The organism is Nonomuraea sp. NPDC005983, from assembly GCF_040614375.1.
Lineage (GTDB): Bacteria > Actinomycetota > Actinomycetes > Streptosporangiales > Streptosporangiaceae > Nonomuraea.
The window spans coordinates 1-20,743 of record NZ_JBEXUP010000154.1 but is presented as its reverse complement, the minus strand read 5'-3'; the positions used below and the strand labels follow the sequence as shown (position 1 = coordinate 20,743).

The 20,743-nt window shown below is 70.0% G+C and carries 21 protein-coding genes and 1 pseudogene; 9 read left to right on the top strand and 13 right to left on the bottom strand.

Annotated elements, in window-relative coordinates; genetic code table 11:
• The 3 genes and pseudogenes from ABZ297_RS39700 to ABZ297_RS39690 all read left to right on the top strand — a co-directional run.
• A pseudogene (locus ABZ297_RS39700) lies at window positions 1-480 on the top strand (hypothetical protein); the annotation flags it as partial.
• A 119-nt stretch (window positions 481-599) separates the two neighbouring features.
• Complete coding sequence (locus ABZ297_RS39695) at window positions 600-2,198, top strand: histidine kinase (RefSeq protein WP_355357258.1); 1,599 nt, start codon at window positions 600-602, stop codon at window positions 2,196-2,198.
• A 130-nt stretch (window positions 2,199-2,328) separates the two neighbouring features.
• Window positions 2,329-2,769, top strand: coding sequence for a hypothetical protein (locus ABZ297_RS39690; protein WP_355357256.1), 441 nt, complete (start codon window positions 2,329-2,331; stop codon window positions 2,767-2,769).
• A 70-nt stretch (window positions 2,770-2,839) separates the two neighbouring features.
• Here the strand turns inward: ABZ297_RS39690 and ABZ297_RS39685 are convergent, their stop codons facing one another.
• The 6 genes from ABZ297_RS39685 to ABZ297_RS39660 are packed head-to-tail and all read right to left on the bottom strand — an operon-like array spanning window position 2,840 to window position 9,727.
• A complete protein-coding gene (locus tag ABZ297_RS39685) occupies window positions 2,840-3,844 on the bottom strand; it encodes a sugar phosphate isomerase/epimerase family protein (protein ID WP_355357254.1) in 1,005 nt (334 codons plus the stop codon).
• Window positions 3,841-4,995 carry a Gfo/Idh/MocA family oxidoreductase gene (locus tag ABZ297_RS39680; RefSeq protein ID WP_355357252.1) on the bottom strand — a complete coding sequence of 385 codons (1,155 nt, stop codon included), beginning with the start codon at window positions 4,993-4,995 and terminating at the stop codon, window positions 3,841-3,843. Before ABZ297_RS39680 ends, ABZ297_RS39685 begins: the two co-directional genes overlap by 4 nt.
• Window positions 4,996-5,006: 11 nt before the next feature.
• Complete coding sequence (locus ABZ297_RS39675) at window positions 5,007-6,053, bottom strand: ABC transporter substrate-binding protein (RefSeq protein ID WP_355357250.1); 1,047 nt, start codon at window positions 6,051-6,053, stop codon at window positions 5,007-5,009.
• A complete protein-coding gene (locus ABZ297_RS39670) occupies window positions 6,050-7,069 on the bottom strand; it encodes an ABC transporter permease (protein WP_355357248.1) in 1,020 nt (339 codons plus the stop codon). Before ABZ297_RS39670 ends, ABZ297_RS39675 begins: the two co-directional genes overlap by 4 nt.
• Window positions 7,069-8,556 carry a sugar ABC transporter ATP-binding protein gene (locus tag ABZ297_RS39665; RefSeq protein ID WP_355357246.1) on the bottom strand — a complete coding sequence of 496 codons (1,488 nt, stop codon included), beginning with the start codon at window positions 8,554-8,556 and terminating at the stop codon, window positions 7,069-7,071. The genes ABZ297_RS39670 and ABZ297_RS39665 overlap by 1 nt, the downstream gene beginning before the upstream one ends.
• Window positions 8,557-8,569: 13 nt before the next feature.
• A complete protein-coding gene (locus ABZ297_RS39660; RefSeq protein ID WP_355357244.1) occupies window positions 8,570-9,727 on the bottom strand; it encodes an ROK family transcriptional regulator in 1,158 nt (385 codons plus the stop codon).
• Window positions 9,728-10,092: 365 nt separating this feature from the next.
• On the opposite strand from ABZ297_RS39660, the gene ABZ297_RS39655 reads away from it, so the two are divergent.
• Complete coding sequence (locus tag ABZ297_RS39655) at window positions 10,093-11,241, top strand: glutathione-independent formaldehyde dehydrogenase (RefSeq protein ID WP_355357242.1); 1,149 nt, start codon at window positions 10,093-10,095, stop codon at window positions 11,239-11,241.
• Window positions 11,242-11,288: 47 nt separating this feature from the next.
• Here the strand turns inward: ABZ297_RS39655 and ABZ297_RS39650 are convergent, their stop codons facing one another.
• Window positions 11,289-12,161 carry an SDR family oxidoreductase gene (locus ABZ297_RS39650; protein WP_355357241.1) on the bottom strand — a complete coding sequence of 291 codons (873 nt, stop codon included), beginning with the start codon at window positions 12,159-12,161 and terminating at the stop codon, window positions 11,289-11,291.
• A gap of 316 nt (window positions 12,162-12,477) precedes the next feature.
• On the opposite strand from ABZ297_RS39650, the gene ABZ297_RS39645 reads away from it, so the two are divergent.
• The 4 genes from ABZ297_RS39645 to ABZ297_RS39630 all read left to right on the top strand — a co-directional run bounded on the left by ABZ297_RS39645 (window position 12,478) and on the right by ABZ297_RS39630 (window position 14,200).
• Complete coding sequence (locus tag ABZ297_RS39645) at window positions 12,478-12,909, top strand: SRPBCC domain-containing protein (protein ID WP_355357239.1); 432 nt, start codon at window positions 12,478-12,480, stop codon at window positions 12,907-12,909.
• Window positions 12,878-13,267: a metalloregulator ArsR/SmtB family transcription factor gene (locus tag ABZ297_RS39640; RefSeq protein WP_355357237.1), complete on the top strand. Its 390-nt coding sequence runs from the start codon at window positions 12,878-12,880 to the stop codon at window positions 13,265-13,267. Before ABZ297_RS39645 ends, ABZ297_RS39640 begins: the two co-directional genes overlap by 32 nt.
• A gap of 12 nt (window positions 13,268-13,279) precedes the next feature.
• Complete coding sequence (locus ABZ297_RS39635) at window positions 13,280-13,765, top strand: SRPBCC domain-containing protein (RefSeq protein ID WP_355357235.1); 486 nt, start codon at window positions 13,280-13,282, stop codon at window positions 13,763-13,765.
• A gap of 99 nt (window positions 13,766-13,864) precedes the next feature.
• Window positions 13,865-14,200, top strand: coding sequence for a transposase (locus ABZ297_RS39630; protein WP_355357262.1), 336 nt, complete (start codon window positions 13,865-13,867; stop codon window positions 14,198-14,200).
• Here ABZ297_RS39630 and ABZ297_RS39625 read toward each other — a convergent pair.
• The 5 genes from ABZ297_RS39625 to ABZ297_RS39605 form a co-directional block, all read right to left on the bottom strand.
• A complete protein-coding gene (locus ABZ297_RS39625; protein ID WP_355357233.1) occupies window positions 14,194-14,688 on the bottom strand; it encodes a flavin reductase family protein in 495 nt (164 codons plus the stop codon). The two genes, ABZ297_RS39630 and ABZ297_RS39625, sit on opposite strands and share 7 nt — an antisense overlap.
• Before the next feature lie 79 nt (window positions 14,689-14,767).
• Window positions 14,768-15,280, bottom strand: a complete 513-nt coding sequence (locus tag ABZ297_RS39620; protein ID WP_355357232.1) for an NADPH-dependent FMN reductase — start codon at window positions 15,278-15,280, stop codon at window positions 14,768-14,770.
• Complete coding sequence (locus ABZ297_RS39615; protein WP_355357260.1) at window positions 15,277-16,572, bottom strand: LLM class flavin-dependent oxidoreductase; 1,296 nt, start codon at window positions 16,570-16,572, stop codon at window positions 15,277-15,279. Before ABZ297_RS39615 ends, ABZ297_RS39620 begins: the two co-directional genes overlap by 4 nt.
• 178 nt (window positions 16,573-16,750) lie before the next feature.
• Window positions 16,751-17,515: an ABC transporter ATP-binding protein gene (locus tag ABZ297_RS39610; RefSeq protein ID WP_355357230.1), complete on the bottom strand. Its 765-nt coding sequence runs from the start codon at window positions 17,513-17,515 to the stop codon at window positions 16,751-16,753.
• A 353-nt stretch (window positions 17,516-17,868) separates the two neighbouring features.
• Entirely contained in the window at window positions 17,869-18,942 is a 1,074-nt protein-coding gene (locus tag ABZ297_RS39605; protein WP_355357228.1) for an MBL fold metallo-hydrolase, read from the bottom strand.
• Window positions 18,943-18,988: 46 nt separating this feature from the next.
• Between ABZ297_RS39605 and ABZ297_RS39600 the strand changes: the two genes are divergently transcribed.
• Complete coding sequence (locus tag ABZ297_RS39600; RefSeq protein WP_355357226.1) at window positions 18,989-19,840, top strand: glutathione S-transferase C-terminal domain-containing protein; 852 nt, start codon at window positions 18,989-18,991, stop codon at window positions 19,838-19,840.
• Between the two features lie 12 nt (window positions 19,841-19,852).
• On the opposite strand, the gene ABZ297_RS39595 is transcribed toward ABZ297_RS39600, so the two are convergent.
• On the bottom strand, window positions 19,853-20,743 hold an 891-nt coding region (locus ABZ297_RS39595), incomplete at its 5' end, for a transposase (RefSeq protein WP_355357224.1).

Genomic DNA, 20,743 nt, shown 5'->3' with positions numbered 1-20,743 from the left:
GGTGTCACGTCCGGCGCCCGGCGCGACGCCGACAACCCGAGCCTGGCGCGGCTCGCCGGTGTCGGCCACCGTCAGGCGCTGGCCGCACGCGCCGTGCTGCCCGCGCTGCTCGGCGGCGTCTGGACGGCGACCGCGCTGGCCGGGCTGTCACTGGCGGGCTGGCTCCCCGCCGGGACGTGGTGGCTGTTCGGCCCGCTGACGGCCCCGGCCATCGCCGCGGCGGCCCTGCGGATGGCCCGGCGCGGCCCTGTCGACCATTCGATGCCCGTCATCGACACTCCGGGCGGCCCCGTCCCGACGGGCCCGCTCATCTGGGCTCTCATCGGCGTGGACCTCGCCGTTCCGGGGTGCGTCCCGTTGATCGCGGCGCTGGCCGGCAGGCCGGGCTCGCTCGGCGGCTTCCTCGCGGCCCAGGCCGCTCTGGGGGTGGCCGTCCTCGCGGGTTACGTTCTCCGCAGCCGAGCGGGCCGGTCAACCTAGGCCGCGGTCTCCTCCGCAAGGGAGGAAGCCCCGTGGAGGGCGCGGGCCGGTCAATCTGGTCGGTGGTCTCCTCCTCACGACGGAGTGAGGACGCGGCCGGTTTCAGTAACGTCATGGTCATGCGATGGCGAGGAGCGTGGCTGGACATCCTGCTCGGCGCGTGCGGGATCGGGCTCGACCTGCTCCTGTCCGGCAAGTCCGGCGGCCCTTCCTCACCCGTCTGGGTGGTGATGACGTTCTCGGTGCTGGTCGGCGCGCCCATGGCGTTCGTCAGGCGCTTCCCCGTGCCTGTCACGCTGTACCTGGCCGCCTTCCTCGTGTACACCGACCAGATCGACGCCTTCACCTCCAACACCGCCCAGATGCTCCTGTGCGTGGGGATCGGCCTGGTGGCCTACCTGTCGCGCTGGCAGTTCACCCCCGTGACGGTGCTGGCGGGCATCGCGGCGACGGCGATCAACCTGGCCGACCCGGGCGTCGCGATGACGCGAAATGTCTGGTTCTACTCGGTGCTCGTGTCGGTGTTCCCCGCCGTCCTGGGCGCCTACCTGCGGGGCCCGGCCGGACGCCTCCAGGAACGCGACGTCACCCCCGACGTCCTGCTGGGCGGCGTGGGCGTGGCGCTGTCCGTGCTCGGCACCTGGACGTCCTGGCACACGGGCACCCAGCCGGTCTGGGCCAACGGCCTGGTGGTGGTCGTGGCGGGCCTGGCGCTGGGCGTGGCACGCCGCCTGCCCGGCATGGTCTTCCTGTTCGAGGGCGTCATCCTGCTGACGGCCGACCAGTACCTGCCGAGAGCTACCAACACGGCGATGGTGCTGACGTTGATCAGCGTGGCGGTCTTCGCGATGCGGGTCGCGTCCTGGACCTGGAATCTGGTGGTCTACCTGGCCGCGTGCGGCCTGGCCGCGATCGCGATCGTCACGAGCACGGCCGACGTCACCCCGTTCAGGGCCTTCATCCTGATGCTCCTCGTGATCACGCCGGTCGCCATCGGCCGCTACCTGGGCGCGCGCCAGGCGGCCACCGAGTCGGAGCGGCTGCGTGTCCGGCAGTCGGAACGGCTGGTGATCGCCCAGATCCGCGCCGACCGGCTGGCCGAGCGGGAGCGCATCGCCCGCGAGGTGCACGACATCGTCGCCCACCACGTCGGCGCGATGGTGCTGCGCGCGAGCGCCGCCCGTTACGCCACCTCCGAGGGCCCGGCGGCCGAGGCGCTCACCGACATCCGCGCCACCGGGCACCAGGTGCTGGAAGACCTGCGCAGCCTCCTCGACGTCCTGCGCGACCCGGAGAAGGAGCCCGACCTGCTGGCGGACCCGGGGGACGTGATCCGGGAGGCCGCGGAGCGGATGACCGGCGCGGGCCTCCTGGTGGACCTCGACCTCGATCCGGCGGTGGACCACGCCCCGCTGGTGGCCCGCGCCTCGGCGGCGCGGATCGTCCAGGAGGGGCTCACCAACGTGCTGAAGCACGCCGGGCCAGGCACCCGGGTGCGGGTCAGGGTGTCGGAGAGCGGCGACAGGATGGCCGTCGAGATCACCAACACCTGCCCGCCCACCGTGCGGGAGCGGCTGCCGTCCTCGGGGCACGGGCTGGCAGGCATGCGCGAGCGCGCCAAGGCTCTGGGGGGCGGCCTCTCGGCGGGTCCTGACGGCGAGGGGGGTTGGCGGCTCGCCGCGACACTGCCCTATCCGGCCACGAGAAGCACCACCTGACCGGGATACGGCTGGACGACGCCGTCCGGGAGGGTTTCTCCGCCCTGGGAGGTCAAGCCGCGTCCAAGAGTTGGGCCAGGCTGGGTGGTTCGGGGTGAGCGCCGTCGCCAGGGTCAGTAGACCCGAGGGCATGAACAAGGGAACTCTCATGCTCGCACGGGTCATCGGCGCGGCCGTCGTCGCCTCGGGCGCCGTCCCGGCGCTCGGGCTCGCCGACGCCGCCTTCGCCCAGGCTCAGACCCAGACCGCCGCCTGCCCGTTCGCGGCGGCCGCCCACTCCGCTCCTCAGGTGGAGACGGGTCCCGACCCGAAGAAGGCGGCCCGCTGGAAGGCCGCCGAGGACTCCTGCGTGGAGGCCTTCCAGAACGACACGACCGCGAGGGGAGAGGAGTGCCGCGCCCGGTACGACAAGTACTTCGCGCCTCCCGCCCCGAAGGTCGTGAAGGAGAACGCCTCGACCTGGCGGAAGATGACGGACGAGAAGAAGGAAGAGGCGAAGCGGCAGATGAAGCGGGCTGCCACGCAGTTCCACTCGAAGTGCTGCCCGAAGGTGAAGTTCCAGGGCATGTGACCTTCTGACACGTCCACTGCACGCCCCCGGCTCCGACCGAGCCGGGGGCGTTCGCGTCAGGTGGTTCGCGTCAGGTGGTGGAGAAGGCGGCGTCGAAGGAGGCGGTGGGCGGGGTGATGGCGTTCAGCCGGCGGATGTAGGCGAGGGCCTCCTCCGCGCCGTCCAGCCGGTCCATGCCCGCGTCCTCCCACTCGATCGAGATCGGGCCCGGGTAGCCGATCGAGTTCAGCGCCCTGAAGCAGTCCTCCCAGGGGACGTCGCCGCGCCCCGTGGAGACGAAGTCCCAGCCTCTGCGCATGTCCGCCCACGGCAGGTGCGAGGACAGGCGGCCTTTGCGGCCGTCGCCCACGCGGACCCGGGTGTCCTTGCAGTCGACGTGGTAGATCCGGTCGGCGAAGTCCAGGATGAAGGCCACCGGGTCCAGGTCCTGCCAGACCATGTGCGACGGGTCCCAGTTCAGGCCGAAGGCGGGCCGGTGGCCGATCGCCTCGAGGGTCCTGACCGTGGTGTGGTAGTCGTAGGCGATCTCGCTGGGGTGGATCTCCAGCGCGAAGCGGACGCCCACCTCGTCGAAGACGTCCAGGATGGGGTTCCACCGGTCGGCGAAGTCCTGGTAGCCCGCCTCGACCATGGACGCGGGCACCGGCGGGAACATGGCGACGGTGTGCCAGATCGACGAGCCGGTGAAGCCGACCACGGTGTCGACGCCGAGCAGCGCCGCCGCCCTGGCGGTGTTCTTGAGCTCTTCCGCCGCCGCCTGCCGCACCGACTCCGGGTCGCCGGAGCCCCAGATGCGGGCGGGCAGGATGGCCTTGTGCCGCTCGTCGATGGGGTGGTCGCAGACGGCCTGGCCGACGAGATGGTTGGAGATGGTCCAGACCTTCAGGCCGTGCTTGTCGAGCTGGGCGTGCTTCTGCTCCACGTACGACGGGTCGGCCATGGCCTGCGCCACGTCGAAGTGGTCGCCCGAGCAGGCGATCTCGAGGCCGTCGTAGCCCCAGCCGGCCGCGAGCTCGCACACCTCCTCGAACGGCAGGTCGGCCCACTGTCCTGTGAACAACGTGACGGGTCTCATGCGTCCTCCACGTTCGTGTAGCGGCTGCCGTCAGCCGCGCTGCGCTCGACCGCCGCCAGCACCCGCTGCACCCGCAGGCCGTCGGCGAACGACGGCACGGGGTCGGTGTCCTGGGCGATCGCCTCCAGGAAGTCCTTGATCTCGTGGGTGAAGGTGTGCTCGTAGCCGAGCCCGTGACCCGGCGGCCACCAGGCGCCGACGTACGGGTGGTCGGGCTCGGTGACGAGGATGCGTTCGAAGCCGCCGCCGCCCTCGGAGAACCAGAGCTCGTTCATGGCCTCGAAGTCGAAGGCCAGGCTGCCGAGCGAGCCGTTGATCTCGATGCGCATCGCGTTCTTGCGTCCGGTGGCGAAGCGGGTGGCCTCGAAGGAGGCGAGCGCGCCGCCGGACAGGCGTCCGATGAACAGCGCGGCGTCGTCCACGGTGACGGGGCCGGTCGAGCCGGCGGCGCTCGCGCCCAGCCCCGCCGACTCCGCGGCCAGGGGGCGTTGCTTGACGAACGTCTCCGTCAGCGCGGAGACGCCGACGACGTGCTGGCCGGTGACGTACTGGGCGGCGTCGACGATATGCGCGCCGATGTCGCCGAGCGCGCCCGAGCCCGCCTTGTCCTTCTGCAGCCGCCAGACCAGCGGGAACTCGGGGTCGACGATCCAGTCCTGCAGGTAGGCGGCGCGGACGTGCCTGATCTCGCCGACCCTGCCCTCCTCCACGAACCGGCGGGCCAGCGCGAGCGCGGGCACCCGCCGGTAGTTGAAGGCGACCATGCTCTTGCCGGGCGCGCCGGCCGCCGCCCTGGCCATCGCCTCGGCTTCGGCGACGGTGTTGGCCAGCGGTTTCTCGCAGAGCACGTGCTTGCCGGCCTCGAGGGCCGCGATGGCGATCTCGGCGTGCGAGTCGCCGGGCGTGCAGATGTCGACGATCTGCACGTCGTCCCGCCGTACCAGCTCTCTCCAGTCGGTCTCGGTGTCCGCCCAGCCGAGTTGGGCGGCCGCAGCGGCGGTGCGCTCCTTCGACCTGCCCGCCAGGACCGCCATCCGCGGTGCCAGCGGCAGGTCGAAGAAGGCCCCCACGCTCCGCCACGCCTGGGAGTGGACGCGGCCCATGAACGCGTAGCCGACCATGCCCACGCCGACCGTGGTCTTGTCTGACATGCAACCCCCGATCAGGATTCGAAGCCGAGTGGCAGGTACTTCTCGACGTTCTCCTTGGTAATGGTCTCCGACGCGAGCGTGATGGACTGCGGAACTTGGTTCTCCACCAGGTCACTCATGCCCTTTCCCTGGGCGATCAGCCTCGCGAGCTTGACGGCCGAGGACGCCATCGTCGGGCTGTACGTGACGGTGGCCTCCAGCACGGAGCCGCCCGACTGGATCTCCTTCATGGCGTTGAGCGAGCCGGCCCCGCCGACCATGAAGAACTCGGTGCGGTTGGCCTCCTTGATGGCGGCGAGCACGCCGACACCCTGGTCGTCGTCGTGGTTCCAGAGCGCGTCGATCTTCTTGTGGGCCTGGAGGAGGCTGGCGGCGACCTGGTTGCCCGTCTCGACGGTGAACTTGGCGTCCTGCTTGGCCGTGACGCTGAACCCGTACGTCTTCAGCGCGTCGGCGAAGCCCTTGCTGCGGTCCTGGGTGAGAGGGAGCGTGGCGATGCCCTGGATCTCCACGATCACCGGGTTGGAGACGCCCTTGCCCTTGAGCTTCTCGCCGATGTAGTGGCCCGCCGCGACGCCCATGCCGTAGTTGTCGCCGCCGATCCAGGTGCGGTAGGCGAGCTTGTCGGGGAAGACCCGGTCGAGGTTGATGACGGGGATGCCGGCCTGCGTCGCCTGCAGCGCGACCTGGTTCAGCTGCTGACCGTCGTTGGGGAGGATGACCAGCGCGTTCACCTTGGCCGCGATCAGCGACTCGACGGCGGAGATCTGCTGGTTGATGTCGTTGGTGGGCTCGACGGGCTTGAAGTCGATGTCGCTGTACTGCTTGGCGGCGCTCTCGGCGTTCTTGGCGATGGCGGCGATCCAGCCGTGGTCGGCCGCGGGCGCGGAGAAGCCGATGACCACCTTGGTGCCCGGCTGGTCGTTGCCGCTGGCCGCCGGGGCGGGCGCGGGCGCCGCGCTGGAGGGCGCTGCCGCGGGCTCGTTGCTGGTGCAGCCGGCCGCTAACAGTACGGCTCCGCCGACGAGAAATCCCCTGCGCGCGACGTTCTGGCTCATGGTGCTCTCTCCTTCAGGTTCCGTCGCTGGAGAAGGACGGCGACGACGATGATCAGGCCCTTCGCGATCAGCTGGTCGCTGGTGTTGAGCCCGTTGAGGATGAACAGGTTGGTGATGAGCGTGAAGATCAGCAGGCCGAGGATCGAGCCGGTGATCGTGCCGCGGCCGCCGGTGAGAAGGGTGCCGCCGATGATGACGGCGGCGATGGCGTCGAGTTCGTACAGGTCTCCGTGGGTGGACGAACCGGTCGTGGTGCGGGCCATGATGAGGACCGCCGCGATGCCGCAGCACAGCCCCGACAGGGCGTACAGCAGCATGGTGTGCCTGCGCACGTTGATGCCGGCGAGCCTGGCCGCCTCCGGGTTGCCGCCGACGGCGTAGGTACGGCGGCCGAACGTGGTGCGGTAGAGCAGGATCGCGCCGAGCACCACCACCAGCGCGAAGATGTAGACGAGGAGCGGGATTCCGGCCACCCGCGTGGTCGACAGGTCCACGATGGCGGCGTTGCCCGGCTGGATGAGCTGGGTCTTGCGGTCGGACATCCGCTGCGCCAGCCCGCGGGCCGCGACCAGCATGGCCAGCGTGGCGATGAACGGCACCAGCCGCCCGTACGCGATGAGCAGCCCGTTCACCAGCCCGGCCCCGGTGCCGACGAGGATCGCGCACAGCGCCATCACGAACGGCCCGTACGACTGCGTGGCCAGGGTCGTCGCCCAGACCGAGGCCAGCGCCATGACGGCGCCCACCGACAGGTCGATGCCGCCGCCGATGATGACGAACGTCGCACCGACGGTGATGACGCCGATCGTGGCCGCCAGCGACAGGATGCTGACCAGGTTCGCGGTGGTCGCGAAGTTGTCGGGCCTGGTCACCACGCCGACGATCACGAGCAGCCCGAGCGCCGCGAACAGGCCCAGGTGCGGCACCTCGCCGAGCCGGGCCAGCACCCCGCCGCCCGGCGCCCCGCCGAGCCGGGCGACCGCCCCGCCGCCCGGTCTTCTGGCGTCGCCCGTCATCAGGCCGCCCTCCCATCCATGATCATGTCGAGCACGCGGTGCTCGTCGAGCTCCCCCGCGTCCGCCTCGTGGATGACCGTTCCTTCGCGCAGCACCAGGACGCGGTCGGCCAGGCCCAGCACCTCCGGCACCTCGCTGGACACGAGCAGCACGCCGATGCCCTGGTCGGCCAGCCCCCGGATGACCGCGTACAGCTCGGCCCTGGCTCCGACGTCCACCCCTCGGGTCGGCTCGTCGAGCAGGAGCAGCCTGCGCCCGCCGAGCAGCCAGCGGGCCAGCACGGCCTTCTGCTGGTTGCCGCCCGACAGCGTCTTGATCGGACGTTCCGGGTCGGGCGGCCGGATGTCGAGCGCCTCCACCAGCCGCCGGGCCTCGGCCCGTTCGCGGCCCCGGTCCATCCAGCCGAACCTGGCGAAACCGGGCAGGCTGCCGAGGGTGATGTTGGCGGTGACGCTCTGGTCGAGCAGCAGGGCCTGGGCCTTGCGCTCCTCGGGGGCCAGCCCCATGCCGCGCCGCACCATCTGGACGACGTCGCCGCGGCGCACCGGCTCGCCGCCGAGCAGGAGCCGCCCGGTGGCCGGGCGCGCCCCGTACACCGCCTCCAGGATCTCCGACCGGCCGGAGCCGACGAGCCCGGCCAGCCCGACGATCTCCCCCGCGCGCACCGAGAACGACACGTCCGCGAACGCGCCGCGCGAGGTCAGGTGCTCGACCCGCAGCACCTCCTCGCCCGGCGGGCCCGCGGCGCGCGGCGGGAAGACGTACTCGACGTTCCTGCCGGTCATCAGCGAGACGACCTGGGACGTCGGGGTGTCGCGAGCGGGCAGGCCGACGGCGACCGTGCGGCCGTCCTTCAGCACGGTGACCCGGTCGCCGATCTCGCGGATCTCCTCCAGCCGGTGCGAGATGTAGACGACGGCGACGCCCTGGGCGGTCAGCTCGCGGATGATCCGGAACAGGTTCGCCACCTCGTCGTGGGCGAGCGCGGCGGACGGCTCGTCCATGATGATCAGGCGGGCGTCGTGTGAGAGGGCCCGCGCCATCGACACGACCTGCTTGGCGGCCGGTGAGAGCCGTCCGACCTCGGTGGACGGGCGGATCTCCGGGTGCCCGAGCCTGGACAGCACCTCGCGGGCGGCCCGGTTGGCGGCGCCCTTGTTGACGAAGCCGAGCCGGGCGTGCTCGTGGCCGAGGAAGATGTTCTCGGCCACGCTGAGCCCGTCGACCAGGTCCAGTTCCTGGTAGATGGTGGCGAAACCGAGCTTGATGGCGTCGATCGGGCTCGACGGGCGGACGTCCCGGCCGTTGAACCTGATGGTGCCCTCGTCGGGCTGGTGGACGCCGGCCAGCACCTTGATCAGTGTGGACTTGCCCGCGCCGTTCTGGCCGAGCAGGCAGTGCACCTCGCCTGCCTCGACGTCCAGGTCGACCCCGTCGAGCGCGCGCACGCCGGGGAACTGCTTGACGATGCCCCTCATGACCAGCATCGGGGGCTCCCTTTCAGGCGTTGACGATGCGGTTGATGTTGTCGGGTGACAGGTAGTGCTCGATCGCCAGGGAGCCGGCGCCCAGTGCGGCGGCGTTGATCCCGGTGCGGCTCGGCACGATCGACAGATGATGGGTGGCCAGCGGCAGCGACCTGCGGTAGACGGTCTCCCTGACGCCCGCGAGCAGGTGCTCGTGAACTCGCGACAGGACGCCGCCGATGACGATGACCTCGGGGTTGAAGAAGTTGACCAGGCTGGCCAGTACCTCGCCGATGAGCCTGCCCGCCTCCCTGACCAGCCGCAGCGCCTGCGTGTTGCCGCCCTGGACGAGCGCCACCACGTCCGCGCCGGACTCGGCGGGCACACCCAGGTCGGTCAGCCGCCGCGCGAGCGCCGCGCCTCCCGCCACGGCCTCCAGGCAGGCGCTGTTGCCGCAGCGGCAGCCCGCGTCCTCATGCCCGGAGACCCGGATGTGACCGATGTCGCCCGCCGACCCCTGCGCGCCCCTGTGCAGCCTGCCCTCGGCCACGATGCCGCAGCCGATGCCGGTGCCGACCTTGACGAACAGCAGGTGGCGGGTGCCGGGGAAGGCGTTGCGGTGCTCGCCGAGCGCCATCGCGTTGACGTCGTTGTCGACCAGGACCTCGCAGCCCGCGAAGTACTCGGGGATCGGGTACTCGTTCCAGCCCGGCATGATCGGCGGGTTGTTCGGCCTGCCCGTGGCGAACTCCACGGGGCCCGGCACGCCGATGCCGATCGCCCTGAGCGCGGACCTCGGCCGGCCCGCCTGGCCGAGCAGCAGGTCGAGCCGCTGGTCCACGTGGGCCAGGACGGTCTCGGGACCATCCACGACCTGGACGGGGTCCTCGCACTCGGCCAGCACCTCGCCGGACATGTCCATCAGCGCGACACGGCAGTGGGTCGCGCCCAGGTCCACCCCCGCGAAGGCGTGCACCTCGGTGTGCAGGCGGAGCTGGCGTGGGGGACGTCCACCGGTGGACTCGCCGCTCTCGATCTCCTCGATGAGGCCGCTCTCGATCAGCGCGTCGACCCGCTGCGAGATCGTGGACCTGGCCAGACCGGTGAGCCGGACGAGGTCGGATCGGGTGGTCGCGGAGCCGGCGCTGATGAGCGCCAGGACGTCACCGGGCGAGCCCGGTTGGGGGGTCATGCGGAGACAATAGGAGCACACTTCCGGCAAATCAATAGTGTTGCCCGACAAAACTCCAGCTACTTCCGCCGATGAACGAACAAAGTCCTCTTGTGGGTAGATTTCCGATACGGCGGGACACCTCTCACGGGAACGCACGTCGATCGGCCGCCTCCGCCTGTTCGCCGCCGCTCGCCCGCCACATGCACTGGTTGGCCGAATCCGGATTGGATTTTGTCCAGAAATGGGCGGTTGCTCCGATTGTTCGGGCATGGGGCTTCGGAGAGGGTGACGTCTGCCCAAGCCGGGTGAGCTCCTCCCCGCCGGACCGGCGCGCCCGCCAGATCGAGCACCTGGCCCGGTCTGCCGCCAATCGGGAGGCGATCATGCAAGCAGTCGTCTACAACGGCACGCGCGACGTGGTGGTTCAGGACGTGCCCGACGCCCGCATCGAACGGCCGACGGACGTCCTCGTCCACGTCACCACCACCAACATCTGCGGTTCGGACCTGCACATGTACGAAGGCCGGACCGACCTGGAACCGGGCCTGGTCCTCGGCCACGAGAACCTCGGCGAAGTCGTCGACATCGGGTCCGCGGTCGACCGGGTCAAGGTCGGCGACATGGTCTGCATGCCGTTCAACATCTCCTGCGGGCACTGCAAGAACTGCGAGGCCGGGCTGACGGCCTTCTGCCTCACCCTCAACCCCGGAACCGCCGGCGCCGCCTACGGCTTCGCCGGGATGGGCCCCTTCAGGGGCGGCCAGGCCGAGCTCCTGCGCGTGCCGTACGGCGACTTCAACTGCCTCAGGCTGCCGCCGGACGCCAAGGAGAAGGAGAAGGACTACGTGATGCTGTCGGACATCTTCCCGACCGGCTGGCACTGCACCGAACTGGCGGGCCTGCTGCCGGGCGAGTCCGTCGTCGTCTACGGCGCGGGACCGGTCGGCCTGATGGCCGCCTACTCCGCGATGATCAGAGGCGCGAGCAGGGTCATGGTCGTCGACCGGCACCTCGACCGGCTTCGGCTGGCCGAGCAGATCGGCGCGATCGCGATCAACGACGCCATCGCCTCACCGGTCGAGCAGGTGCTGGATCTGACCGGCGGCGAGGGCGCCGACCGAGGCTGCGAGTGCGTCGGCTACCAGGCCCACGACCCGCAAGGCTTCGAGCATCCCAACATGACCCTGAACAACCTGGTCAAGTCGGTACGGCCGACCGGCGGCATCGGCGTGGTCGGCCTCTTCCTGCCCCACGATCCCGGCGCACCCGATGAGCTGGCCAAGCAGGGTGAGATCCCCTTCGACATGGGGCTCTTCTGGTTCAAGGGCCAGAAGATGGGCACCGGCCAGGCCAACGTCAAGGCCTACAACCGGCAGCTCCGCAACCTCATCCACACCGACAGGGCCAAGCCGTCGTTCGTCGTCTCCCACGAGTTGCCGCTGGAGCAGGCCCCGGAGGCCTACCGGCACTTCGACACGCGGGACGACGGCTGGACCAAGGTGGTCCTGCACCCCAACGGCCGCCGACGCTGAAACGGTTGGGAAACACGCCGACCGGCGTGTTTCCCAACCTCCGGCTGCTAGAGCATCGCCTTCATCGAGTCCGCCGCCGTCAGGACGTACGGCTGCTCCGCCATGACCGACTCCCAGTTGTCGGCGAGCGCCTCCGGCGTGATTTCGCCGGACTTCCAGCCCGGCCCCTCGGCCACGAAGACCCGCGCCACCCGGCCGCCGCCCACGCTGAACACCTCGCCGCTGACCTCGCACGAGTCGTGGACGAGGTAGGCGACGAGCGCGCTGACCCGTTCGGGCGTGAACGTGGCCTCGAACTCGGCGGGAAGCAGCGACTCGGTCATCCTGGTCCAGGCGACGGGCGCGATCGCGTTGGCCCTGATGCCGTTGCGCGCCCCCTCGATGGCGATGGTCTTGGTCAGGCCGACCAGGCCCATCTTCGCGGTGGAGTAGTTGGCCTGCCCGAAGTTGCCGAACAGGCCCGCCGGGCTGGAGGTGTTGACGACGCGCCCGTAGCCGGCCTCCTTCATGTACGGGTAGGCGGCCTGGCTGACCAGGTAGGAGCCGCGGACGTGGACGGCCAGCACCGCGTCGAACTCCTCGACCGTCATCTTCCCGAACGACCTGTCGCGCAGGATGCCCGCGTTGTTGACGACGATGTCGATCTTCCCGAACGCGTCGACGGCCGTCTGGACGATCGCCCTGGCGCCCTCCTGCGTGGCGACGTTGTCGGCGCTGGCGACGGCCTGCCCGCCGTTCTTCGTGATCAGCTCGACCACCTCGGCGGCCGGCCCCGTGGACGCGCCGGTGCCGTCGAGCGCGCCGCCGAGGTCGTTGACGACGACCTTGGCGCCCCGCTCGGCCAGCAGGAGCGCGTGGGACCTGCCGAGGCCGTGCCCGGCCCCTGTGACGATCGCGACCCTGTCATCGAACCGAAGCATCGAACCCTCCAGCACAGGAGAACAAACTTCTAGTAGAAGCACCATACCCGCGCAGCCGTGCCTGTTCGAGAGCGCTCAGCGCCCACCGCCCCCGGCTCGCGACCGTCGGGGATCGGGGATTCATCGCTCATCATCGGCCTCCAGCCCGCTGCGCGACATCTCGGCCGGAAGACGGGAGGACCCCGTGGCCGACCTGCCGGACAGAGAGGGAGATCCGCCTCGCCGAGGCCCGGCAGGGAGGAGCCCCTCCAGACCTTGATGCAACCAATTGGTTGCTATACGATGGCAACCGGTTGGTTGCTAACTGGAGGCTGCGATGGCATTCCCCGACCGGATCGAGCGGAGCGTGGAGCTCACGAGCCCGCCTGAGCAGGTGTGGACCGCGCTCACCACATCCGAAGGCCTGTCGTCCTGGCTCGGGGAAAGGGTGACAATCGACCTGCGACCCGGCGGAGCCGCCCAGATGACAGTCAGGAGCGGGCTCACTGTCGACATGCGGGTCGAACGGGTCGAGGAACCGGTGGTGTTCGGGTTTACCTGGCGGCTCCCCGATCTTGCCGACGATGATCCGCGCCGTACCTACGTCGAGTTCACCCTCGAAGCGGCTGGCTCCGGCACACGCGTGCGGGTCGTCGAGACCGGGTTCGCACAACTGCCTGACGGCTTCCGGCGCAAGGCCTATGAAAGCCACGCCGAGGGATGGGCGAGCAAGCTCGATGCACTGGCCGGCCACTTTGCCGCCGCCTGACATCGAGGCGATCGCGGAGCAGGTCTTTCAAGCCCTGGCCGACCCCACCCGGCGAGCGATCCTGGCAAGGCTGGCGGCACAAGGTCCGGCCACTGCCACCGATCTGGCCGATTGCCTCCCGATCACGCGCCAGGCGATCGCCAAACACCTCGTCTTGCTGGCTGACGCGGGTCTGGTGACCCCCGAACTCGGCGAGCGGCGGCGAGTGCGTTACCGGCTCCATTCCGCGCCCATGCAGCTCGCGCAGCAATTCCTGGCAGCGTTGGCCCACGACTGGGACGACCGTCTCCAGGCGCTAAGCGACCACCTTGACAGGCCTGCCCCTGTTCCGCGCCACAACAACCAGCATTCGAACTGAAAGGACCTGGCCATGACAAGCACTGCGGACTACCAGACGACCGTGCGGGTGAAAGCCTCTCCTGACGTCCTCTTCGACGCGCTCACCACTATCACGGGGCTCGCGGCATGGTGGAGCCCGGCGACCGGGTCCGGCGCGACCGGCGGCGAGCTCCAGTTCCTCATGAACGCCCCCGAGCCACTCGTGATCCACGTCGAGGAGGCGACCCGGCCGACGTCGGTGCGATGGACCGTCATCGACTGCCCCTTCCTGCCCGACTGGATCGGCACCAGGCCCACGTTCACCATTACCCCCGTCGACGGCGACACATCTGAGCTCGTCTTCCGCCACCAAGGCCTGAGCGAGGACCTGGAGTGCTTCGGCATGTGCAGCCGCAGCTGGCAGCACTACATGACGAGTCTGCGCGACTACCTGGAGGTTGGCGGTGGAAGCCCGTTCGGCAGCCCCGCAGACGGCGCCCGCCGACAAGCACAAGCAGCCGGCACGTCCATCCATTAGGAGGCCCTCGTCGCCGCGCCACCTCAGCAGGTGTTCGAGCTGCTCACCTGAGGTTCCCTCTGTGGTGTGGACATCCCTGACAATGGATCTTGGTGGTCTATGGAGGGGAGCCTTCGGGTGGCACGACCGTCGAAGTTCGGCGAGGAGTTCAAGCGGGACGCGGTGAGGTTGGTCCGGACGACGGGCCGGTCCTGTGCCGATGTGGCTCGGGAACTGGGGATGAACCGTGAGGCCGACAAACGCTGCCGCAACAACTCGGGATCTGGATCAAGCTCACAAGGATATGAGCCAGTTTTCGAGGTGGCGTGGGAGGGTCATGGCGGCGGCCCTCCCGGCGGGTCGGGAGGGCCGCGGTGCCGTCCCTCGGGCTCCTTCGTGACGAGCGCCTTTGCGCGTCCGGTAGGAGGTCCCGCGGGCCGGAAGGCTGGTCAGTGAGGGAGGAAGCGGCCGTACCGGCCTCGGTGGTAGAGCAGAGGGCGGGCGGGAGAGGTGGCGGCGGCGGTGACGAGGCCGACCACCAGGGTGTGGTCGCCGATCGCGATCGTGCTGTGCGTGACGCAGATCAGGTGGGCCGAGACGTCCTCCAGCAAGGGGGTCCCGTGGGGGCCCGGGTGCCAGCGGGTGGGGGCGGCGAAGCGGTCCAGGCCCTTGCGGGCGAACCGGGTGGCCAGGTCGTGCTGGTCTCCGGCCAGGACGTTCACCGCGAAGTGGTCCGCCAGGCGGAGCCAGGGCCAGGTGGTGGAGGCCTGGTCGACGTAGAACGAGACCAGCGGCGGGTCGAGGCTGACCGAGGCGAAGGAGGTCGCGGTCAGGCCGACCAGGGTGCCCTCCGCGTGCGCCGTCACGATCACGACCCCGGTGGCGTGCTGGGCGAGCGCGGTGCGGAAGCGATCCGCGTCCACCGGCACGTCGGTCACCGTCATCGCAGCTCTCCTTCCGCCGCGCCCGTCTTGCCGACCGCGATTCCCGTCGCCGCAGGGCTCGTCTCGCCGGCCGCCGAGGTCATCGCAGCGCTCCTTGCGTGGCGAGGATCTGGGGGGCGATCAGGTCGGCCCAGCGGGCCAGCGGCTCGTCCGCCGGGAGCTCGGACTCCAGCAGCGCCAGCCCCGGCGTCGGGACGAACGCGCCCAGCTCCACCAGCAGCGGCCGGAAGTGGACCTCCACCGCGAGCGCGTGCCTCGGATGCCCCATGACCAGCAGGGGCAGGGCCGCCTTGCCCGCCAGCGCGTTCGGCGGGAGCCGGTCGAGGAACGCCTTGAGCAGCCCCGTGTACGTGGCCTTGTAGGTCGGGCTGGCCAGGACCGCCACCGACGCGCCCGCCAGCAACTCGACCGCGATCTCGAGGTTGGCGTGCGCCCCGGGGGCGAGGATGACCGGCGCGAGGGCCGACAGGTCGATGACGTCCCGGGTGCCGGTGTGCCCGAGCCGCTCGGCGACGGCGTCGGTGGCCGCGACCGCCGCCGCGTACGTCCTGGACCCGGGCCTCGGGTTGCCCACCACGGTGACGATGCTCACGCGACCACCACCCGCGCGGGGCGGGCCAGCCCGTAGTGGTCGCGCAGCGTGCGGCCCTCGTAGTCCTTGCGGAACAGGCCGCGGATCTGCAGTTCCGGGACGACGTGGTCGACGAAGTCCGCCAGGCCCCCGGGCAGGTACGGGGGCATGATGTTGAAGCCGTCCGCCGCGCCGTTCTCGTACCATTCCTGCAGCTCGTCGACGATCTGCTCGGGCGTTCCCACGACGACCCGGTGGCCGCGCCCGCCCGCCAGCTTGCTGATCACCTCGCGGATCGTCAGGTTGCCCCTGTCGGCCAGGTCCCTGATGAGCTGGACGCGGCTCTGCTGGCCGTCCGGGTTGGGCGGGGTGTCGGGGAGCGGGCCGTCCAGGGGGTAGGCGGCGAGATCCACGCCGAGGATGTTGGACAGTTGCCGCACCCCGTACGCGGGGATGATCAGCTCCTCCAGCTCCTTCTCCAGCCGGAGCGCCTCGCGTTCGGTGGACCCGATGATGGGCGAGACGCCGGGAAGGATCTTGACCTGGTGCGGTTCGCGGCCGTACGCCGGGAGCCTGCCCTTGAGGTCGGCGTAGAACTCTTGGGCGTCCTCCAGCGTCTGCTGCGCGATGAAGACGGCCTCGGCGTGCCTGGCGGCGAACTCCTTGCCGTCCTCGGACGATCCGGCCTGGACGAGGAGGGGGCGCCCCTGGGGCGGGCGCTGGATGTTGAGCGGCCCCTTGACCCGGAAGTGCGTCCCCTCATGATTTATCGGCCTTACGCGCGAAATATCGGCATAAATCCCCGATTGGCGGTCGCCGAGCACCGCATCGTCCGCCCAGCTGTCCCACAGCGCCGTCGCGACCTGCAGGAACTCCTCCGCCCGCCGATAGCGCTCGCCGTGCGCCGGACGTTCGAGGCCGAAGTTGTGCGCCTCCGCCTCACCCGCCGAGGTGACGATGTTCCAACCGGCGCGCCCGCCGCTGATGTGGTCCAGCGAGGCGAACTTGCGCGCCACGTGGAACGGCTCGTTGTACGTCGTGGACACGGTGGCGATCAGTCCGACGTGCTCGGTGACGGCGGCCAGGGCCGCCAGCAGGGTCAGCGGCTCCAGCCCTCCCAGCGCGTTGTGCCGGACGTTCCCCACCAACGCCAGCCCGTCGGCGAGGAACAACGAGTCGAGCTTGCCACGTTCGGCGATCCTGGCCAGCTCCTGGAAGTGACGCAGGTCGGTGATGCGGCGCGGCTCCGTCAGCGGATGCCGCCACGCGGCCTCGTGGTGGCCGACGCCCATGAGGAAGGCGTTCAGGTGCATACTCACGTGGTCCTCCAGGTGGAGAAACGGCGCTCCAGGCGTACGAGGAGCAGGTCGAAGAGCAGCCCGAGCGGTTGTGGGGGCCGCGGAGGTCGGCTGGGCGGTGGTGAGGGAGGTGGGGCGGGGACGGTGGTCGTCGAGGGCTGAGGAGGAGAGGCCGGCGGTGGCGGACGAGGGTTCAGGCAACAGGGATCGCCTCCTCGCGCAGGAGGGTCCAGATGGCGTGCCGGTACTCCCCGAACCGGGGATCGGCGCGCAGGTCGCCCTCGCGCGAGTCGAAGTCGATCTCGATGATCTCCCGGATGCGGCCGGGGCTCGGCGTCATGACGGCGACGCGCTGCCCGAGGTAGACGGCCTCGTCGACGCCGTGGGTGATGAAGACGACGGTCTTGCCGGTCTTGGCCCAGATCCGCAGCAGTTCCTCCTGCAGGGACTCCCGGGTCTGGGCGTCCAGGGCGGCGAAGGGTTCGTCCATCAGCAGCACGGCCGGGTCGTAGGCGAGGCTGCGGGCGATGGCGACGCGCTGCCGCATGCCGGCTGACAGCTCGTGCGGGTAGCGGTCGTCGAAGCCGCGCAGCCCGACCAGGTCGAGGTAGTGCCTGGCGAGGTCCCGCCGCTCCTGCCTGGGGACTGCGTTGGCCTCCAGGCCGAACTCCACGTTGGCGACCGCGGTGCGCCACGGGAACAGCGCGTACTGCTGGAAGACGATGCCGCGGTCGAGGCCAGGCCCCTCCACCGGCGCGCCGTCGATGCGGATCTCGCCACGGGTCGGCGCGGTCAGGCCGGTGAGCAGGTCCAGCAGGGTGGACTTGCCGCAGCCGCTGGGGCCCACCAGCGTGAGGAACTCGCCCTCCCCGACGGTGAGGGAGATGTCCGACAGTGCGGTGAAGCCGTCGCCCCGGACGGCGAACTCCTTGGAGACGTGCACGAACTCGATCTTCATCGGGCCCCTCCCGAAGCGAACGGGTTGTCGGCGTCGGTGTGGACGTCCGCGCCCTTGACCTGGCCTGGAGAGGTCGGTGACGGCGCCGACGCCGCCCTGGTAGCGCAGCTCCTGGGTTTCCGTGGCCCCCTGGGCGGTGCCGCAGGCGGTGACGACGGGGAGCACGAGTACGGGACGACACGTTTGATCACGAAATGTCCTCTTAATGTGGGGGACGGGGGACTATGTCGTGATCAGTGACACTGTGCGCTGACGACGCGGCAGTAGTCGACATGCGCGCGCCGAGTCAGGTCCGGGCTCATGAGTTCGACGCTACGCAGGCCCGGACCATAAGTCAACTTTCCCTACTTGGTTTACATGGAATTTGCCTCCGGAAGCCACAGGTCCGGCTCCCCCGGCACCCGACGTACCCGCTTCTTCGCCTCCAGCCAGGTCAGATGCGCGAGCGTCTCGTTGTTGGCCGCGCGCCGCATGAACGGCGGGATCGTCTCCCACGGACGCGACCAGGTCAGCCTGGTCGCGACCGCCCAGCAGCTCACGCCGTCACCGGCCGCCGCGACCACCCGCTCGATCTCGGTCAGCCGCTCGTCGTGGTGCGCCATCACGTAGTCGACCCGCTTCGCGAGCTCCAGGAACCGGTACTCGTGCGCGGGCAGCACCTCTTCGACGTCCAGCATGCGCACGGCGGCCAGCGAGTCGAGGTAGTCGGCCAGCGGGTTCGGCCCCGACTGCGGGTGCACGGCCACGATCGGCGTGATCTTCGCGAGCACGTGGTCGCCGGAGAACAGCACCTTCCTGGACGGCGACACGAAGCACAGGTGGCCGGGCGAGTGACCGGGGGTCCAGATCGCCCGCAGGTCCCATCCGGGCAGGTCGAGCCGCTCCCCGTCCTCGACGAGCCGGTCGGGCTTGGCCATCGACACCATGTGCCTGATCATCATGGACGCGCCGGCCAGCTCGTCCAGCGTCAGCTCCGGCACACCCGACCGGACCAGCACCGCCCTCTCCCTGGCGACCAGCGCGTCGATGGCGCCCTCGTCGTAGCGGTCGTGCACCAGGGCGGCGTCGCCCGGGTGCAGGGCGATCCAGGCGCCCGAGGTCTCGCGGATCCGCCCCGCCAGCCCGTAGTGGTCGGGATGGAGGTGGGTGACCAGGACGCCTTTGACGTCCGTCATGTCGTACCCGGCGACGCGCAGCCCGGCGGCCAGCGCCGCGTAGGCCTCGTCGGTGTTCCACCCCGCGTCGACGATCGCGACGCCGTCCGGCAGCTCCAGCACGTAGACCAGGACGTACCGCAGCGGATTGATCGGGATCGGCACCGGAACCGACCACAGTCCGGGACGTACCCGCTCAACCTCTGGAATCGTGCCGCCGAGCCACGCATCGCGCTGCGCCTCGTTGGATGGGGTCACCACGAACTTCGCCATGGCCTCGATTGTGCCCCTACTGCCCGAATCATGTTCTACTGGGTTGATGAAGCTGGCACGCGAGATCGCCGACGACGGGCGCTTCGTCCGGCAGCCGAACCGCTTCACCGACCGGCTGCCCAGCGGCCCGCCCGAGCCCGGCCGCTACCGCCTCTACGCCTCCTACGCCTGCCCGTGGGCGCAACGGGTGCTGATCGTGCGCGAGCTGCTCGGCCTGCGAGACCTGCTGGACGTGACGATCGTGGACCCGATCAGGGACGAGAAGGGCTGGCGGGTTCCCGGCGGCGACCCGGAGTACCTGTCGGAGCTCTACCTGGCGACCGACCCCGAGTACACGGGCCGCTACACCGTCCCCTGCGTCTGGGACAACCGCGACCAGCGCCTCGTCACCAACGACTTCCCGCAGATCACCCTCGATCTGGAAATGTCGTGGGGAACCACTCCGGACCTCTACCCCGAGGCCCTCAGACCCGAGATCGACGCCCTCAACGACCGCCTCTACCACGGCCTCAACAACGCCGTCTACGAGGCCGGTTTCGCCCGCTCCCAGGAGGCGTACGAGGAGGCGGTGACCCGCGTCTTCGCCACCCTCGATCACCTGGAGGAGCACCTGACAGGGCGGGAGTTCCTGTTCGACGCGCTGACCGACAGCGATGTGCGCCTCTACACCACGCTGGCCCGCTTCGACGCGGTCTACTACGCCCACTTCAAGTGCTCGGTCCGGCGGCTGACGGACTACCCGGCGCTCTGGGCGTACGCCCGCAGGCTGTACGCCATCCCGGCGTTCCGCGACACGACGGACTTCGACCAGATCAAGCGGCACTACTACGTCACCCAGACCAACATCAACCCCAGCCGCATCGTCCCGGTCGGCCCGGAGCTCGACTGGTCCGTTTGACTTCCCCCCCTCCTAAAGGAGGGGGGTTCCCACCCTCGCGGGTGAGGATTCCTGCTTCACAGCCGACCGCACCCGGGAGGACCCGGAGTGTCTCACGTCAGCTCCACAGGCGGACACCGCTTGACCAGCGGCCAGAATGTTCTTGGCGGCGTTGATGTCCCGGTCGTGCCAGGTGCCGCAGGACGGGCAGTGCCACGTCCGGGTGTTGAGCGAGAGTTCGGCGAGCAGGTGCCCGCACGCCGAGCAGGTCTTGCTGGAGGGGTACCAGCGGTCGATCACGATCAGGTGCCGCCCGTGCCTGGCGCTCTTGTACTGCAGTTGGCGCCGGAACTCGCCCCATCCGCAGTCGGAGATGACCCGCGCGAGGCTACGGTTGCGGACCATGTTCTTGACGGCCAGGTCCTCGACCACGATCAGGTCGTGCTCGCGCACCAGGCGGGCGCTGGTCTTGTGCAGGAAATCGGCGCGGGCGTCACGGACCTTGGTGTGCGCGCGGGCAACCTTCGCCCTCGCCCTGTTCCTGTTGTTCGAGCCGCGCTGTTTGCGGGCCACGCGCCGCTGATAGTGGGCCAGATTCTTCGCCTTGCGTTCCAGATGGCGCGCATTGGCGATGCGCTCCCCGGTGGACAGGACCGCGAAGTCTTTGACGCCCAGGTCCACGCCGACCGCCGAGCCGGTGGCCGGGGCCTGCCCGCCTTCGCCAGCGGTCTCACCAGCGGTCGTGTCGGCGGTTTCGACGGCGAGGGAGGCGTGCCAGCGGCCGTCGGGGTCGCGCGAGATGGTCACCGTCGTCGGGTTCAGCGTGGCGGGGTCCACCTCGGGCCAGGACCACACGAACGCGACCGGCGTGTCCATCTTGGCCAGGAACAGCCGCCCGTTCTTCCAGTGGAACGCCGAGCGTGT